The following is a 14,247-nucleotide window of genomic DNA, read 5'->3' as shown; positions in this document are numbered from 1 at the left end:
CACTCCTCGCATGCGGAAACAGGTAGGAGCAGTGTTGGGCCGGTGTATTCGACGCGTGCTACGGTGCAGCATTCCATCGAGAATCGGCCACGTCGCGCAGGAATCAGCCGCCCATGGACACGCAGTTTTCCGCCGGGAACCCGCCGAACCCGCCGAACGAGCTGGACGAGCTGGACCGGGGAGTGGTGAACGCCCTGCAGATCCACCCCAGGGCGCCATGGACACTGGTCGGCGATGTCCTCGGCGTGAACCCGGTGACGGCCGCGCGGCGCTGGCACCGGCTGGAAGAGGCGGGGCTGGCCTGGGTGACCGCCTATCCGCGGCTGTCCGACGCGCGCATCGTGGTGACCGCCGTGGTGGAGATAGACACCGAGCCGGGGGTCGGCGAGGAGGTGGCCGAGGCCCTAGCAGCCGACCCGGCGGTGGCGAACGTCAAGCTCACGGCGGGCAGCCGGGACCTGGTGGCCGCCGTGCAGGCCGCTGACCTCGGTGAGCTGGCGCACCTCAGCACGGTGCTGTTCCGGGGGCGGCCGGGGGTGCGGGCGACCCGTACCCATGTGGCGACGGCCGTACCGACCGAGGGCAGCCGGTGGCGGCTGCGCAGCCTGGACGCGGTGCAGTGCGCCCGGCTGGAGGCGGCGGCCTGCTCCGCGCCCGAGGCGGCCCGCGGCGCCCCGGGCCGGGACACGCTGGACGCGCGGCTGCTGGAGTTGCTGAGCACCGACGGCCGGATGTCCATCCGGGACCTGGCGGCGGGCTGCGACGCAGGCCTCACCACCGTGCGGCGACGGCTGGGGGTGCTGCTGGCCTCGTGGGTGAGCCTGCGCTGCGATCTGGCCCGGCCGCTGTCCGGCTGGCCGCTGTCGGCGGTGTACTTCGCGTCCGTATCGGCCCGGCATCTGCGGGAGACCACCCGGGTGCTGGCCGGGATGCGGGAGGTGCGGTCGTGCTCGATCACGGCGGGTCCGCACAACGTAGTGATCGATGTGTGGCTGCGCGCGATGGGCGATGTGCACGGTTTCGAGGCGCATGTGGCGCGGCAGGTGCCCCATCTGGCCATCGACGACCGCTCGGTGGTGCTGCGCACGGTGAAGCACATGGGGCGGCTGCTGGACCGGGACGGACGCTGTGTGGGCGTCGTCCCGCTGCGCCAGTTGCAGGGAACGCACCACGTGGCGCGCGACGAGAACTGAGCGTCGGGATTCGGTCAGCTCAGCGAGCGGGAAGCGCCTGGCGCCTATCCATCTGTCATATGCCTGCGTAGGACATTCGTACGACGCGTCTCCCTCGCGGTAACCCAGAAGAGCCTGTTCCCGCTACGTCCGGCCCGGCGCGGCGATGATCCGGCGTGGCCTCGGCACGGGCGGGCACGGTGACCGCACAGGCCCGCGACCCCTGCGTACGGAACAGCTGCGGCCTGGCGCGAACAGCCTGGTCCGGGGTGGTGTGCCGGGCGGTGACCCACGCCCCGGGCGCTCCCCCGCCGCGCTACGGCCGAGGGCCGTGGAGCCGAGGTGCCCCGAAAGGGCCGCGGACCCTACTACACGGCATCCGCGGTCGCGGCCCAACGACAGATTTCACCCCCATCCGCTGAACCGTGCGTAACCTCTCCGTCACTGGCGTAGCCCCCGGGTGCGCCACGGGCAACGCAGGAGGGGAGACCGCATGCCCGGAATCGACGAATGCCTGCTCGACGCCATGACGGTGAACGGCGCGCGCGGCGCCGCCGTGATCGAGTGGACCAGTGGGCTCGCGCTCGGCATGGTCGGCGAGACGCGCCACGGCGACCCCGAGGCCACCGCGGCGGAGACGGCCGAATTGGCCCGCATGGCCGCCGAGCAGTCCGCGTTCGCGGCGCTCGAACCGCACGGCACGGGCCACGGCGCCGGTGCGGGCGAGAGTGGCCGTGCGGACGACGGCGAGGGCGGGGCGCCCGGGGAGGCGCCCGTGGAAGACGTCATCGTCACCACCCCCACCTGCTACCACCTGCTGCGCTTCGTCGACACCGCCTTCGACAGCGGTGTCTTCTTCTACCTGTGGCTCGACCGCCGCGAGGGGAACCTGGCGCTCGCCCGGATGCGGCTGCGCGACCTGTCGCAGCGGCTGGCCCTCTGATGAGACCCGGCCAGACGCCCCGGCTCACCGAGCTGGCCGCCGAGCGGGCCAGCGGCGCCCTGCTGTGCGACGCGGGCACCGTCTATCTCGCGGACGGCCAGGTCGTGCACGCGGAGAGCCCGAAGGCCCCGGGCCTGGACGTGCTGCTCACCACCGGCGGGCGGCTGACGCCCGACAGCTGGCGGGAGGCGGTCGACCACACGGCCGCCGCCGGGCGGGTCGGCCGGTTCCTCGTGGACAGCGGGCGGCTGACCGACGCGGAGCTGGAGATCTGCCATCTGGGCGCGCTGTTCGACGCCGCCTGGTTCGCGCTCGGCCCGGGCAGCGGGCCGCGCGGCTTCCAACGGGGCGCGACGCACTGGCTCGGCCCGGTGCGCCCGGTGGGCGCCGTCGCCGTCGAGCGGGAGATACGGCGGCGCGGCAAGCTGCTCGACGGTGTGTGGCCGTACCCGGGGGTGGACACCGAGCCCGTGGTGCTGCGCCGCCCGGACGGTCACCTGCCGCCGGTCACCCGCCGTCAGCGCGCGGTGCTGGGGCTCGCCGACGGGGTCCGCACCCCTGCCGGGATCGCCCGGACGCTGGGCCGTCCCGCCTTCCACACCCTGCTCGACGTACGGCGGCTGGCAGCCGCCGGATACATCGAGACGCCCCGATCCGGCTCCCGTGTACCGTCGCCCCCGCGACTCGGCCCGGCGGCGGTCGACTTCGCCGAACCCGACGCCCCCATGCTGCGTCGGCTCCGTGACGCCTTGGAGGCACACCTGTGATTCCCCCGACCGCCCCAGCCGCCCCGGGTGTCCCCTCGTGAGACGCGCCCTGCGGCAGCGCACGGACCCGCGACAGCGCACCGACCCGCGGCTGCGGGCCGATCCGCGACAGCGTGCGGAAAGGAGAGAGCTGTTGGCCGCCGAACCCGAAGTCCTGGACGAGTTGCGCCGATTGCGGGCCCGCGTCATCCATGTGACCGGCGCACTGGTCGCCACCAGCGATGGTCTCGTACTGGCCCACGACACGGCCGCCATCGAACCCGAGGGCGTCGCCGCGCTGACCGCCGCGGCCCTCGGCGTCACCCAGTCCCTGGCCGACGCCACCGGCCGGGGCGCCTTCCGTGAACTGCTGGTCCGCGGCGAGGAGGGCTACGTCGCCACGTATGCCGCGGGCCCGGCGGCCGTGCTGACCGTGCTGGCCGGAGCGCGCACCAATGTGGGCCGCCTTCATATGGAAGCCCGCCGGTCGGGCGCCCGCGTCGCCGAGCTGGTGGGCGACGCGCTCGGCAAGGCCGAGCAGAGCTGATCTTCTCTGTCGGCACTCCTCACAGACCCCCCACCGAACCACCCACCGAACCACCCATCGAAAGGAACTGCCAGATCATGGCGAACACCCAGACCGCGCTCAAAGAGGCGATGACGTCCATCGAGGGCACCCTCGGCGTCGCGCTGGTCGACTACTCCAGCGGCATGGCGCTGGGCACCCTGGGCGGAGGCAAGGAACTCGACCTGACGGTGGCGGCCGCGGGCAACACCGATGTGGTCCGCGCCAAGGTACGCACCATGGAGCAGCTCGGCCTCAAGGACGGTATCGAGGACATACTCATCACCCTCGGCAGCCAGTACCACCTGATCCGGCTGCTGAAGGGCCGCAACAGCCAGGGCCTGTTCCTCTACCTGGCGCTGGACAAGAACCGGGCCAACCTGGCCATGGCCCGCCACCAGCTGCGCAGGATCGAGGCCGACCTGGAGGTCTGACCCTCCCGGCCCCCCGTCCGTCCGGTGCGGGGCGACGGTCCCGCCCCGCACCGAGGGCTCAGCGTCCGTCCTGGCGGGTCTTGCGGCGGGCTTCTTCCTCGTTGAACAGCTCGGCCAGTTTCCGGGTGTGGGCGTCGAGTTCGAGCTCGTCGTCCTCGTCCTCGTCGTCGTACTCGTCGTCGGTGAGCAGGCCCTGTTCGCGGAGCTGCTGGTCGTGCAGTTTCACCGGCGGCTGCGGGTCCCAGTCGGAGGGCCGGGGGCCCTCGGGGCCGTCCGGGCCGATCCGTACCAGCCGCTCGACGCGGACGATCCTGAACAGCCGGTCGAGCACCTCCAGTTCATCGCCCCGCTGGGCGTCCAGCCGGTCGGCCGCGGCCATGTACGGTGCGCGCTCGGCGGGTTCGAGGCCGAGCTTCCAGGGGATGAGGACGCGCATCTCCAGCGCCAGGGTGTCCCGGGCGCCCTGGGGTGTGGTCGACGTCCCCGTACAGTCGGACCGCCATTCGCCGCCGGACTTCTCGACCGTCATGAACGTCGGCGGCAGCAGCACACCGCCCGGGTGGGTGTCCGACGACCGCAGACAGTCGTCGCGCACCTCCTGGGGGACGCTGCCCCGCCGGGGCAGCATCGACAGCAGTTCGAGCTTCAGGATGCCGTCGGAGACCCCGGTGGCGGTCACCGGGTCGATGACGAACCCCGAGGTGGGGTCGGGTGTCCTATGCGCCTCCCCCGGCGACGCCGGGTCCAGGTCGGTGATCCGCGGCGGCTCGGGCCCCTGGGGGCCGGAGCGCAGGAAGCGCTCGGCCCGGACCACCCGGAACCGGCTGCCGAGGACGGTCATCTCGTCGATGACCTCCCAGTCCATCCGCTCCGCGGCCGCCCGGCACTCCTCACGGGCCATCCGGTCACCGGCGGCCTCGGCCTCCTGCGCCATCTTGCGGAACTGGCAGCCCATGCCCTCCCGGGCGTCCTGCGGCGCCAGCCCCGAGAACGGCGACACCAGCTCCCAGCCGCCCAGTTCACGCTCCCGCGCCACCCCGAACACCGGCCCGCCGGCCGAGAGGATTTCCGGATACACCTCCCGCGACCGCCATGCCTCCACATCCGCCACCGCCGCCACCGGCGCCTCCGGCGCGGCCACCCGGACCGTCCGATAGGCGGGGACGTTCTCGTCCTCTTCCGTCATGGGGCCAGCATGAGCACATACAAGTCACTTGCGCGACAGATCGGCTGAAAGTCCATCCGACCGTGGGACGAGCCCTTGCGGCGCCCTCAACAACAAGGTGGCGCAAGCTTATTGACCCGTCGTCCGGCGCCAACCTAGCCTCCATCTCCATACGTAGATCATGTACACATACGTGAGTCGGGGGTCGCATGCCTCTTGTCATCGTCGGGATCAGCGTCCTGAGCCTGCTGTTCCTCATGACAAAGCTGAAGCTCAACGGCTTCATCGCTCTGATGCTGGTGGCGGTCGGCGTCGCCCTGGTGCAGGGGGTGTCGCTGGAGAAGATCCCGGATGTGCTCGCGGACGGCATCGGGGACCAGATCGGCGACACGATGATCGTCATCGGGCTGGGCGCCATGGTCGGCCGGGTCATGGGCGACTGCGGCGCGGCCCAGCGGATCGCGGGCAAGCTGGTCGACACCTTCGGGCTGCGCCGGGTGCAGGTGGCCATGGTGGTGACCGCGATGCTGATCGGCGTGACGATGTTCTACGAGGTGGCGTTCGTCATCATCGTGCCCATCGCATTCACCATCGTCCGCGTCACCCGGTCGAACCTGCTGTGGGTCGGGCTGCCGATGTCCATCGCCCTGTCGACCATGCACAGCTTCCTGCCGCCGCACCCCGGACCCACCGCGGTGGCCGCGTCGTTCGACGCGTCGGTCGGGCTGACCCTCTTCTACGGTCTCTTCTTCGCCGTACCGTTCGGCGCGCTGATCGCCCTGGTGTGGCCGCGGCTGCCGTTCATCCGGCGGATGAACCCCGAGATCCCCCAGGGCCTGGTCACGGAGCGCACCTTCAGCGAGGAAGAGATGCCCGGCATGGGCTGGTCGCTGTCGGTGGCGCTCTTCCCCGTCGTCCTGATCGCCGGGGCGGCGGTGTACGACATGGCCGTACCCGAGTCCGACCCGGCCCGGCCCGTCGTCACCTTCCTCGGCTCGGCGCCGATCGCCCTGCTGCTCACCCTGCTGCTGGCCCTGTGGGCGTTCGGCCCGCGGATCGGGCGGGGGCTCGCGGAGGTGAGCAAGTCCTGTAACGCGGCGGCCCAGGCGATGGCGATGATCCTGCTGGTCATCGGGGCGGGAGGCGCCTTCAAGGGCGTCCTGGTGGAGGGCGGGATATCCGACTACATCAAGGACCTCACGGACGACTGGCCGGTGTCCCCGATCTTCCTGGCATGGCTCATCGCGGTCATCCTGCGGGTGGCCCTCGGCTCGGCCACGGTCGCCGTCGTCACGGCCGCCGGGGTGGTGCAGCCGCTGCTCGACGGCAGCGGGGTCCACCCCGAACTCATGGTGCTCGCGGTGTCCTGCGGCTCCATCGCCTTCTCGCACGTCAACGATCCGGGCTTCTGGATGTTCAAGGAGTACTTCAACCTCTCCGTCATCGATGCCATCAAGGCGCGCACCACGTACACCACGGTGCTCGCGGTGCTCGGCCTCGGCGGTGTCCTGGCGGTCGAGGCGAGTCTGGACGCCCTCGGTTTGTGACGGCGTGCCTGTGACGGACGGCTGTGACGGACGGCTGTGGGACGAGCGTCCGCGACGGGGCGGGCGGAGGCAGGGCGTCGCGGGGACAACGGGTGTAAGCAGGAGGTATGCGTCTTCGGCACGCCCCCGCCCCGCCCGTCGGGCCACCGCGGTCGAGCCCTGCGCTGCTCGTCTTTCCGCTCGCCATCATCCTGGCGATCACGCTGATCGACATCCAGACCCCGCAGGCCGTCCACCTCGGCCCCTTTCTGGCCGTCGCGCCCGCCATCACCGCCTCGTTCGCGGGGCCGCGGACCACCGGGGCGGTCGGGGTGCTGGCCGTGGTGGCGCAGCTGGCCATCGGGCATCTGCACGACGGGTCGATGTCCGCGAACTACCAGGCGCAGATCGGCGCCCTCGTGGTGATCTCGGCGATGGTGACCGCGTTCCGGTATGTGACCGACCGGCGGGAGCGGCGGCTGTCGCAGGTGCGGTCGGTGGCCGTGGCGGCGCAGGAGGTGCTGTTGCGGCCGCTCCCCGACCGGGTGGGGCAGCTGCGGATCGCCGCCGTCTATCTGGCCGCCGAGGAGGAGGCCCAGATCGGCGGCGATCTGTACGCGGCGGTCCGCACCGAGAGCGCGACCCGGCTGCTCATCGGCGATGTGCGCGGCAAGGGGCTGGCCGCCATCGGGGATGCCGCGGTGCTGATCGGAGCGTTCCGCGGGTCCGCCTACCGCCATCTCACGCTGCCGGGCATCGCGGCCCACATGGGCAACGCGGTGCGCTGGAACTGGACGCACACCGCGGTGGACGAGGGCGACGCCGCGGAGTCGTTCGTCACCGCCCTGGTGGTGGACGTGTACGACGACCGCGCGGTCGCCGGAATGGTGAACTGCGGCCATCCGCCGCTCCTGCTGGTGCACCGGGGCGCGATACGGACGCTGGAGCCGGATGAGCCCGCGCTGCCGCTGGGGCTGGACATGGCGCCGAGCGGCGACTGCGGGGTCGAGACGTTCGGTTTCGAGGACGACGATCTCCTGGTCCTGTACACCGACGGGGTGATCGAGGCCCGCGACGCGGACGGCACGTTCTTTCCGCTGGCCGACCGGGTCGCGGCCTGGCGCGGCGACAGCCCGGAGTCCCTGGCGGGCCACATCCGCGACAGCCTGCTCCAGCACGCGGGCGGGCGGGTGAACGACGACGCGGCCATCGTGGTCGCGGCCCGCTGCCCGCTGCCGCCCGCCGCGGGCTACGCCGAGTAGGGCCGCTTTATACCGATTACGCTCGAATGTACTGCTCTGGTCGAAGGGAGCTCATTCGTGTCCGTCACCTCATCCGGGCCGCCCCCGGTCTCCTTGCCCCGGCATCGCGGCTGCCCGTTCGACCCGCCCGGTGCGTACGGGGCGCTGCGCGAGCGCCGGAAGGCCGCCCGGCTGGCCTTTCCGGACGGCGCGGCGGGCTGGCTGCTCACCGGCTACGAGGACGTGCGCGAGCTGCTCGCGGACGACCGGTTCAGCGCGGACCGCGTCCGCGCCTCGTCGCCGGTCCGGGCGTTTCCGGTCCGGGAGGACGATCCGCGCCGGCTGGGCTCGTTCATCGGCATGGACCCGCCCGAGCACACCCGGTACCGGCGTCTGCTCTCCCGGTGGTTCACGGTGCGGCGGATGCGGGAGCTGCTGCCGCGCGTCGAGGGGATCGTCACGGAGCATCTGGACGCGATGGAACGCACCGGCCCGCCCGCCGATCTGGTGCGGGCGTTCGCCCAGCCCATCCCGTCCCTGGTGATCTGCGAGCTGCTGGGGGTGCCGTACGCCGACCGGACCGCCTTCCAGGCGTGGTCGGCCACCCTGTTCCGGATCGACGAGGACGAGGAGAAGATCTTCGCGGCCCGGGACGCGGTGTGGGACTACATGCGGGACCTGGTGGCGGCCAAGCGGCGGCGGCCGGACGGGGCGCTGCTGTCACGGCTGGTCCACGACGAGGAGACGGCGGGGGCGTTCTCCGACGCGGAGCTGACCGGGGTGGGGCTGCTGCTGCTCATCGCGGGCCATGAGACGACGGCGAACATGCTGGCCCTGGGCACCTTCGCCCTGCTGTGCCACCCCGAGCAGGCGCGGCTGGTGCGCGAGCGGCCCGAGCGGGCCGATGCCGCGGTCGAGGAGCTGCTGCGCTATCTGACCATCGTCCAGTTCGGCACGGTCCGGGTGGCGCGGGAGGACGTGGAGGTGGCCGGGGTACGGGTGCGGGCCGGGGAGACCGTGGTCGCCTCGATCGCCGCCGCCAACCGGGACCCCGCCCGGTTCCCGGACCCCGACCACCTGGACGTCACCCGCGACGCCGCCGAGCACATCGCGTTCGGCCACGGCATCCACCAGTGCCTGGGCCAGCAGCTGGCCCGGATGGAGATGCGGACCGGCTACCCGGCGCTGCTGCGGCGGTTCCCCACGCTGCGGCTGGCAGTGCCGCGCGAGGAGGTGCCGCTGCGCGACGACATGCTCGTCTACGGCGTCCACCGGCTCCCCGTCACCTGGGAGGGGTGAGCGTGATGCGCGTCGAGGTGGACCGCGACCGGTGCCGGGGCGCCGGTCAGTGCACCCTGAACGCACCGGAACTGTTCGACCAGTCCGAGGACGACGGCATGGTCGTCGTCCTGGACGACCGCCCGCCGCCCGCACTCCACCGGAAGGCCCGGCTGGCCGCGCGGCTCTGCCCGAACAGCGTCATCCGTGTCCTGGGCGACGGGCCGGACGAGGACTGAGCGTGCGCTCCGACGCGCTCAGGAGCGTGACGCCACCGGCCCGGGACACGCTGGCGGGCGTACCCGCTCCCCCGGTCTGGCTGCGGTGGCTGCCGGTGCTCTACGTGGCGGCGATCCTGGCGATCGAGCCCGTGACGCCCGTCCAGTGGCCGGTGAGCTTCCTGCTCATCGCCCTGCCGGTGGTGGCCGCCTTCACCCTCGGCCCGGCGGGGGTCGCCGGGGTCACACTGTTCACGGTGGTCTTCGAGGGGGTGCTGGCCGGGACGCCGTGCTGCGCGGGCCGCAGCGTCGGCTATCTCTGGGACCGCCACTATGTCGCCTCGTACCTCTCCACCGCCCTGGTCGGCGCCCTCGGCACCGCGCTGGCCGCGCACCGCAAGCGCCAGGAGAAGCAGCTGGTCCGAGCGACCTCGGTGACCGAGGCCCTGATGCGCACCCTGCTGCGGCCACTGCCGCACGAGGTCGGCCATGTACTGACGGCCGGGCTCTACCGCCCCGCCGAGGCCGGGACCATGATCGGCGGTGATCTCTTCGACATCCGCGCCACCCGGACCGGGGAACGGGCCATCATCGGCGATGTCCGGGGCAAGGGGCTGCAGGCGGTCCGTACCGTCGCCGATGTGCTCGGCGGGTTCCGCCAGGCCGTCTACGAACCGGGGGATCTGGCACAGGTCTGTGCCCGGCTGGAGAGCCGGATGGCGCGGGAGGCCGCGGAGATCCCGGACGACGAGCTGTTCGTCACCGCCGCGCTGATCGAGTACGACCCGCTCGCGCACCGGCTGACGGTGATCAACCACGGGCATATCGAGCCCGTCCTGATCTCCCGGGGCGAGGTGATGACGCTGAGCGGGCCGCCGTCCCTGCCGCTGGGCCTGGGCTCACTGGCCGACGAGCGCCCGGTACCCGTGCACCACCGCTTCCTCCGCGGCGACGTGCTGCTGCTGTGCACCGACGGGCTGATCGAGGCCCGCGATGCGACGGGGGCCTTCTACCCCCTCCTGGACCGGCTGCGCGACCGGTTCGGCGAGGGGCCGGCCCCGGGGCCCATCGACGTCATCGACTTCCTCAACACGGATCTGCCCGCCCACGCCCGTGCGCTCCACGACGACGTCGCCGTCCTCGCCATCTCCCCGCACGAGCGCCAGTGAACGGGCCCGCCGCCGCGCACCGGTCAGCCGACGGGCATCTCCGCCCAGCGGGTGACGATTCCCCCATGGCCCGGGGCGGTGCCGTGGCGGGCCGAGAGCGCGGTGACGATGCCGAGCCCGCGCCCGTGTTCATCGGGTTCGGGGTCCTCCGCGCGGTCCGCGCCCCGGAGCGCCGGGCCGCCGTCGGTGACCGCGATGTGCAGGGTGCCGCATTCCTGGGTCTCGCTCCAGCGCAGCCGCAGAACGGCCGGGGGCAGGGCGTGCAGAACGGCGTTGGTGATCAGCTCCGAGACCACCAGCAGCGCGTCCTCCAGAGTGTCGGCGGCCAGCCCCCAGTCGGCCAGCAGCGCGTGCGCCCGCCGCCGCACGGTGGCGACGGCCTCGTGGAGATGCGGCACCGGAAAGTGATGATCGACGTATGCGCCGCCGGTCCACTCCATGGTCAGCTGGTCCGTCATATCTCCTCCTTCCGGATGGTCCGCCGGTCGTGTTCCCCATGTCCTGGTACGGACGCTATGGGCGACGACCGGCGGGGTCAACGAATCCTGGTCGGCATTACCGAACGTTCCCGTGCGGGGGTGAACGCATGCCCGAAGAGCTACGATCACGTCATGGCCGGCCCGGTGCAGTCCATCGAGCGGGCAGCGGCGATCCTGCGGCTGCTCGCCCAGGGCTCAGGTCGGCTCGGACTGGGCGAGGTGGCCGCCTCACTGGGTCTGGCGAAAGGCACCGCGCACGGCATTCTGCGCACCCTGCAGAGCGTGGACTTCGTCGAACAGGACCGGGCCACCGGCAAGTACCAGCTCGGCGCGGCGCTGCTGCACCTGGGGACCAGCTATCTCGACATCAACGAGCTGCGGTCCCGCTCCCTGAACTGGGCCGACGCCCTCGCCGCGCGCAGCGGTGAGGCGGTCCGCATCGGGGTGCCGCTGGAGGGCAGGGTGCTCATCGTCCACCATGTCTTCCGGCCCGACGACACCTTCCAGACCCTGGACGTCGGCTCGCTGCTGCCGCTGCACGCCAGCGCCCTGGGCAAGGTCCTGCTGGCGTTCGGGGCGACGCCGGTGGAACCGGTCCTGGAGGCGGAGCCGGAGGCCTATACGCGGCACACGCTGGTCTCCTCCTCGGCGCTGAACCAGGCGCTGGGCGAGGTCCGGGAGGCCGGATGGGCGTCCGCGGTCCAGGAAACCGTCATGGGTGAGGCGGACATCGCGGTGCCGATACGCGGCCAGGGCGGCCTGGTCGTGGGCGCCGTCGGGGTGTCCGGCACCGTGGAACGCGTCTGCGACGGCAAGGGGCGGCCCCAGCCGTCCCTGGTCGGTCTGACCCGGGACGCCGCACGGGCCATCTCCCGGGACCTCGGCGCGGCCCGCTGGTGACCCCCATGCCCTGCACGCATCCGTCCTCGCACCCGCCCTCGTACCCACCCGAAGGCAGGCAAAGGCCATGGTTGAACGCTATGTGATGTCCATCGACCAGGGCACCATGTCCACCCGGTGCATCCTCTTCGACCACCAGGGGCGGCTGGCCTCCGTCGCCCAGCGGGAGCACCGGCAGCACTACGCCAAACCCGGCTGGGTGGAGCACGACCCTGCCGAGATCTGGGCCAATCTGCGGCGGGTGGTGCCCCGGGCGATGCGCGACGCGAACGCCGGGCCCGAGCAGATCGCGGCCATCGGCATCGCCAATCAGCGCGAGACCACGGTGGTGTGGGAGCGCAGCACGGGCCGTCCGGTGGGCAACGCGATCATCTGGCAGGACACCCGCACCGACGCGCTCGTCCAGGAGCTGCGGCGGGACACCGGCGACGACTTCTTCCTCGACCGCTGCGGGCTCTCCCCCGCCACCTATTTCTCCGCGCCCCGCATCCGCTGGCTGTTCGACCACGTCGAGGGGTTGCGGGAGCGCGCGGAGCGCGGCGAGGTGCTGTTCGGCACGATGGAGAGCTGGCTGATCTGGAACCTCACCGGCGGTCCGTCCGGGGGGCTGCACATCACCGACGTCACCAACGCCAGCCGCACCATGCTCATGAACATCCGCACCCTCGCCTGGGACGACGAGCTGCTCTCGTACTTCGGGGTGCCCCGGGCGATGCTGCCCGACATCCGCCCCTCCGCCGAGGGCTACGGAGTGGCGCGGGCGGTGCTGCCGGGCGTGCGGATCGGCGCCGCCCTCGGCGACCAGCAGGCGGCGCTGTTCGGGCAGACCTGCTTCGCCCCCGGCGAGGCCAAGTGCACCTACGGCACCGGCAGCTTCCTGCTGCTCAACACCGGCACCAACCCGGTCCGCTCCCGGCACGGGCTGCTCACCACCGTCGGCTACAAGATCGGCGACGAGCCGCCCGTCTACGCCCTGGAGGGGCCGATCGCCGTCACCGGCTCGCTGGTGCAGTGGTTCCGCGACCGGCTGGGCCTGATCCACAGCGCGCCGGAGATCGAGACCCTGGCCCGTTCGGTCGAGGACAACGGCGGCTGCTACATCGTGCCCGCCTTCTCGGGCCTGTTCGCCCCGCACTGGCGCAGCGACGCGCGCGGCGTCATCGTCGGTCTCACCTCGTACATCACCAAGGGCCATCTCGCCCGCGCGGTGCTGGAGGCCACCGGCTGGCAGACCCGCGAGGTCGTCGACGCCATGAACGCCGACTCGCCCGAGCCGCTGAAGGCGCTGAAGGTCGACGGCGGGATGACGGCCAACAATCTGCTGATGCAGTTCCTGGCCGATGTGCTCGACGTACCGGTGGTGCGGCCGATGGTCTCGGAGACGGTGTCCCTGGGCGCCGCGTACGCCGCGGGCCTCGCCGTCGGCTACTGGCCGGACCTGGAGGGGCTGCGCCGCAACTGGCACCGGGCCGGGCAGTGGCTGCCGACGATGGACCCGGGGCGGCGGCAGGCCGAGTACGAGAACTGGCAGCGGGCGGTGGGGCTGTCGTTCGGCTGGCTGAGGTAGGGCTTCCGAGACGGCTCAGGGGCGGCGCGCCCAAGCGGAGATCATGGGGGCGGTGGCCAGGTCGAGGCGCCCGGTCGCCACGTGTTCCAGGTGCTGGTCGATCTCCTCGTCGGTGGCCAGGCCCGCGGCCACCAGCCGGTCGCGGATCTGCCGGACGGTGGCGGCTTCCAGGACCGTGCAGGCCGGGGAGGCGATGGGGAAGTACGCGTCGGCGCACACGTCCTCCAGACCGGCCTCGCGCAGCAGCCGGGGCAGTGTGCGCCCGTACGCCAGATCCGCGCCGCGCCGCGCCATCAGCTCACGGAAACCGGAGCGCAGCCGGTTGGCGAGGCGCTCTTCGGGGCCGGACTCGTCCGGGCACAGCAGCGGCTGAAGCCCCGGGTCGGCGTCCTCCAGGAGCAGCCAGCCGCCGGGCCGCAGCGCCTCGGTCATCCGGCGCAGGGCCTGTGCCCGGTCGGGTACGTGCACCAGGACGAGGCGGGCGTGCACCAGGTCGAAGGGGCCGGGCGGCGGCGGGTCGGCGGCCACGTCGTGGCGCAGCACCTCGATCACCCGGTCCGGCCCGGTGGCCGTGGTGCGGGTCCAGGACACGTCGATGTCGGTGGCGATCACCTGCCCGGTGGGCCCGACCCGTTCCGCCAGCCCCTCGGGGACGGAGGGGCCTCCGGCGCCGACCTCCCAGCAGCGCATGCCCGGGCCGATGCCGAGCCGGTCGACGTGGCGGAAGGTGCCCGGGTCGAACAGCTCGGCCAGGGCACCGAACCGGATGCCCGCCTCGGTCTGCCGGTTGTCCAGCAGATAGCCCCGCTCCCGGTCCGCCCCGCCGTGTGCGCCGTCCATGCCA

At 72.3% G+C, this 14,247-nt stretch carries 15 protein-coding genes; 12 read left to right on the top strand and 3 right to left on the bottom strand.

Annotated elements, in window-relative coordinates; genetic code table 11:
• The first annotated feature begins 113 nt into the window (after positions 1-113).
• The 5 genes from ABZ370_RS06345 (at position 114) to ABZ370_RS06325 (ending at position 3,860) form a co-directional block, all read left to right on the top strand.
• Positions 114-1,193 carry an Lrp/AsnC family transcriptional regulator gene (locus ABZ370_RS06345; RefSeq protein WP_358617187.1) on the top strand — a complete coding sequence of 360 codons (1,080 nt, stop codon included), beginning with the start codon at positions 114-116 and terminating at the stop codon, positions 1,191-1,193.
• A 472-nt stretch (positions 1,194-1,665) separates the two neighbouring features.
• The gene (locus ABZ370_RS06340; RefSeq protein ID WP_358617184.1) at positions 1,666-2,115 is read left to right on the top strand and encodes a hypothetical protein; all 450 of its coding nucleotides are present in this window, start codon (positions 1,666-1,668) and stop codon (positions 2,113-2,115) included.
• Positions 2,115-2,882 carry a transcriptional regulator gene (locus tag ABZ370_RS06335; RefSeq protein WP_358617181.1) on the top strand — a complete coding sequence of 256 codons (768 nt, stop codon included), beginning with the start codon at positions 2,115-2,117 and terminating at the stop codon, positions 2,880-2,882. Before ABZ370_RS06340 ends, ABZ370_RS06335 begins: the two co-directional genes overlap by 1 nt.
• Before the next feature lie 130 nt (positions 2,883-3,012).
• Positions 3,013-3,408, top strand: coding sequence for a roadblock/LC7 domain-containing protein (locus tag ABZ370_RS06330; protein ID WP_358617448.1), 396 nt, complete (start codon positions 3,013-3,015; stop codon positions 3,406-3,408).
• A 77-nt stretch (positions 3,409-3,485) separates the two neighbouring features.
• A complete protein-coding gene (locus tag ABZ370_RS06325; RefSeq protein ID WP_358617178.1) occupies positions 3,486-3,860 on the top strand; it encodes a hypothetical protein in 375 nt (124 codons plus the stop codon).
• A 58-nt stretch (positions 3,861-3,918) separates the two neighbouring features.
• Here ABZ370_RS06325 and ABZ370_RS06320 read toward each other — a convergent pair whose 3' ends face one another.
• On the bottom strand, positions 3,919-5,046 hold the full coding sequence (locus ABZ370_RS06320; protein WP_358617175.1) for a DUF5954 family protein: 1,128 nt from the start codon (positions 5,044-5,046) through the stop codon (positions 3,919-3,921).
• A gap of 188 nt (positions 5,047-5,234) precedes the next feature.
• Between ABZ370_RS06320 and ABZ370_RS06315 the strand changes: the two genes are divergently transcribed.
• The 5 genes from ABZ370_RS06315 (at position 5,235) to ABZ370_RS06295 (ending at position 10,457) form a co-directional block, all read left to right on the top strand.
• Entirely contained in the window at positions 5,235-6,572 is a 1,338-nt protein-coding gene (locus tag ABZ370_RS06315) for a gluconate:H+ symporter (RefSeq protein ID WP_358617173.1), read from the top strand.
• 107 nt (positions 6,573-6,679) lie between these two features.
• On the top strand, positions 6,680-7,813 hold the full coding sequence (locus tag ABZ370_RS06310) for a PP2C family protein-serine/threonine phosphatase (RefSeq protein ID WP_358617171.1): 1,134 nt from the start codon (positions 6,680-6,682) through the stop codon (positions 7,811-7,813).
• A 57-nt stretch (positions 7,814-7,870) separates the two neighbouring features.
• The gene (locus ABZ370_RS06305; RefSeq protein WP_358617168.1) at positions 7,871-9,091 is read left to right on the top strand and encodes a cytochrome P450; all 1,221 of its coding nucleotides are present in this window, start codon (positions 7,871-7,873) and stop codon (positions 9,089-9,091) included.
• Between the two features lie 5 nt (positions 9,092-9,096).
• Positions 9,097-9,309 carry a ferredoxin gene (locus ABZ370_RS06300; protein WP_358617445.1) on the top strand — a complete coding sequence of 71 codons (213 nt, stop codon included), beginning with the start codon at positions 9,097-9,099 and terminating at the stop codon, positions 9,307-9,309.
• Positions 9,310-9,311: 2 nt separating this feature from the next.
• Entirely contained in the window at positions 9,312-10,457 is a 1,146-nt protein-coding gene (locus ABZ370_RS06295; protein ID WP_358617166.1) for a PP2C family protein-serine/threonine phosphatase, read from the top strand.
• Between the two features lie 23 nt (positions 10,458-10,480).
• Here ABZ370_RS06295 and ABZ370_RS06290 read toward each other — a convergent pair whose 3' ends face one another.
• Complete coding sequence (locus tag ABZ370_RS06290; protein WP_358617164.1) at positions 10,481-10,915, bottom strand: ATP-binding protein; 435 nt, start codon at positions 10,913-10,915, stop codon at positions 10,481-10,483.
• 153 nt (positions 10,916-11,068) lie between these two features.
• Between ABZ370_RS06290 and ABZ370_RS06285 the strand changes: the two genes are divergently transcribed.
• Both ABZ370_RS06285 and glpK read left to right on the top strand, forming a co-directional pair.
• Positions 11,069-11,836, top strand: a complete 768-nt coding sequence (locus ABZ370_RS06285; RefSeq protein ID WP_358617162.1) for an IclR family transcriptional regulator — start codon at positions 11,069-11,071, stop codon at positions 11,834-11,836.
• A 67-nt stretch (positions 11,837-11,903) separates the two neighbouring features.
• A complete protein-coding gene (gene glpK / locus ABZ370_RS06280) occupies positions 11,904-13,403 on the top strand; it encodes a glycerol kinase GlpK (RefSeq protein ID WP_358617160.1) in 1,500 nt (499 codons plus the stop codon).
• A gap of 15 nt (positions 13,404-13,418) precedes the next feature.
• On the opposite strand, the gene ABZ370_RS06275 is transcribed toward glpK, so the two are convergent.
• On the bottom strand, positions 13,419-14,243 hold the full coding sequence (locus ABZ370_RS06275) for a methyltransferase domain-containing protein (RefSeq protein WP_358617158.1): 825 nt from the start codon (positions 14,241-14,243) through the stop codon (positions 13,419-13,421).
• Positions 14,244-14,247: the final 4 nt, after the last annotated feature.

The sequence above is a fragment of the Streptomyces sp. NPDC005962 genome (assembly GCF_040629205.1).
Taxonomy (GTDB): domain Bacteria; phylum Actinomycetota; class Actinomycetes; order Streptomycetales; family Streptomycetaceae; genus Streptomyces.
The sequence above is the reverse complement of the archived record's forward strand: the minus strand, read 5'-3'. Positions and strand labels throughout refer to the sequence as shown.

Bases quoted from the DNA above. Each gene is read 5' to 3' on its own strand.
- ABZ370_RS06340 (WP_358617184.1), top strand. From the start codon at position 1,666: ATGCCCGGAATCGACGAATGCCTGCTCGACGCCATGACGGTGAACGGC.
- ABZ370_RS06320 (WP_358617175.1), bottom strand. From the start codon at position 5,046: ATGACGGAAGAGGACGAGAACGTCCCCGCCTATCGGACGGTCCGGGTG.
- ABZ370_RS06315 (WP_358617173.1), top strand. From the start codon at position 5,235: ATGCCTCTTGTCATCGTCGGGATCAGCGTCCTGAGCCTGCTGTTCCTC.
- ABZ370_RS06300 (WP_358617445.1), top strand. From the start codon at position 9,097: ATGCGCGTCGAGGTGGACCGCGACCGGTGCCGGGGCGCCGGTCAGTGC.
- ABZ370_RS06335 (WP_358617181.1), top strand. From the start codon at position 2,115: ATGAGACCCGGCCAGACGCCCCGGCTCACCGAGCTGGCCGCCGAGCGG.
- ABZ370_RS06345 (WP_358617187.1), top strand. From the start codon at position 114: ATGGACACGCAGTTTTCCGCCGGGAACCCGCCGAACCCGCCGAACGAG.
- ABZ370_RS06290 (WP_358617164.1), bottom strand. From the start codon at position 10,915: ATGACGGACCAGCTGACCATGGAGTGGACCGGCGGCGCATACGTCGAT.
- ABZ370_RS06275 (WP_358617158.1), bottom strand. From the start codon at position 14,243: ATGGACGGCGCACACGGCGGGGCGGACCGGGAGCGGGGCTATCTGCTG.
- ABZ370_RS06325 (WP_358617178.1), top strand. From the start codon at position 3,486: ATGGCGAACACCCAGACCGCGCTCAAAGAGGCGATGACGTCCATCGAG.
- ABZ370_RS06310 (WP_358617171.1), top strand. From the start codon at position 6,680: ATGCGTCTTCGGCACGCCCCCGCCCCGCCCGTCGGGCCACCGCGGTCG.
- ABZ370_RS06285 (WP_358617162.1), top strand. From the start codon at position 11,069: ATGGCCGGCCCGGTGCAGTCCATCGAGCGGGCAGCGGCGATCCTGCGG.
- glpK (WP_358617160.1), top strand. From the start codon at position 11,904: ATGGTTGAACGCTATGTGATGTCCATCGACCAGGGCACCATGTCCACC.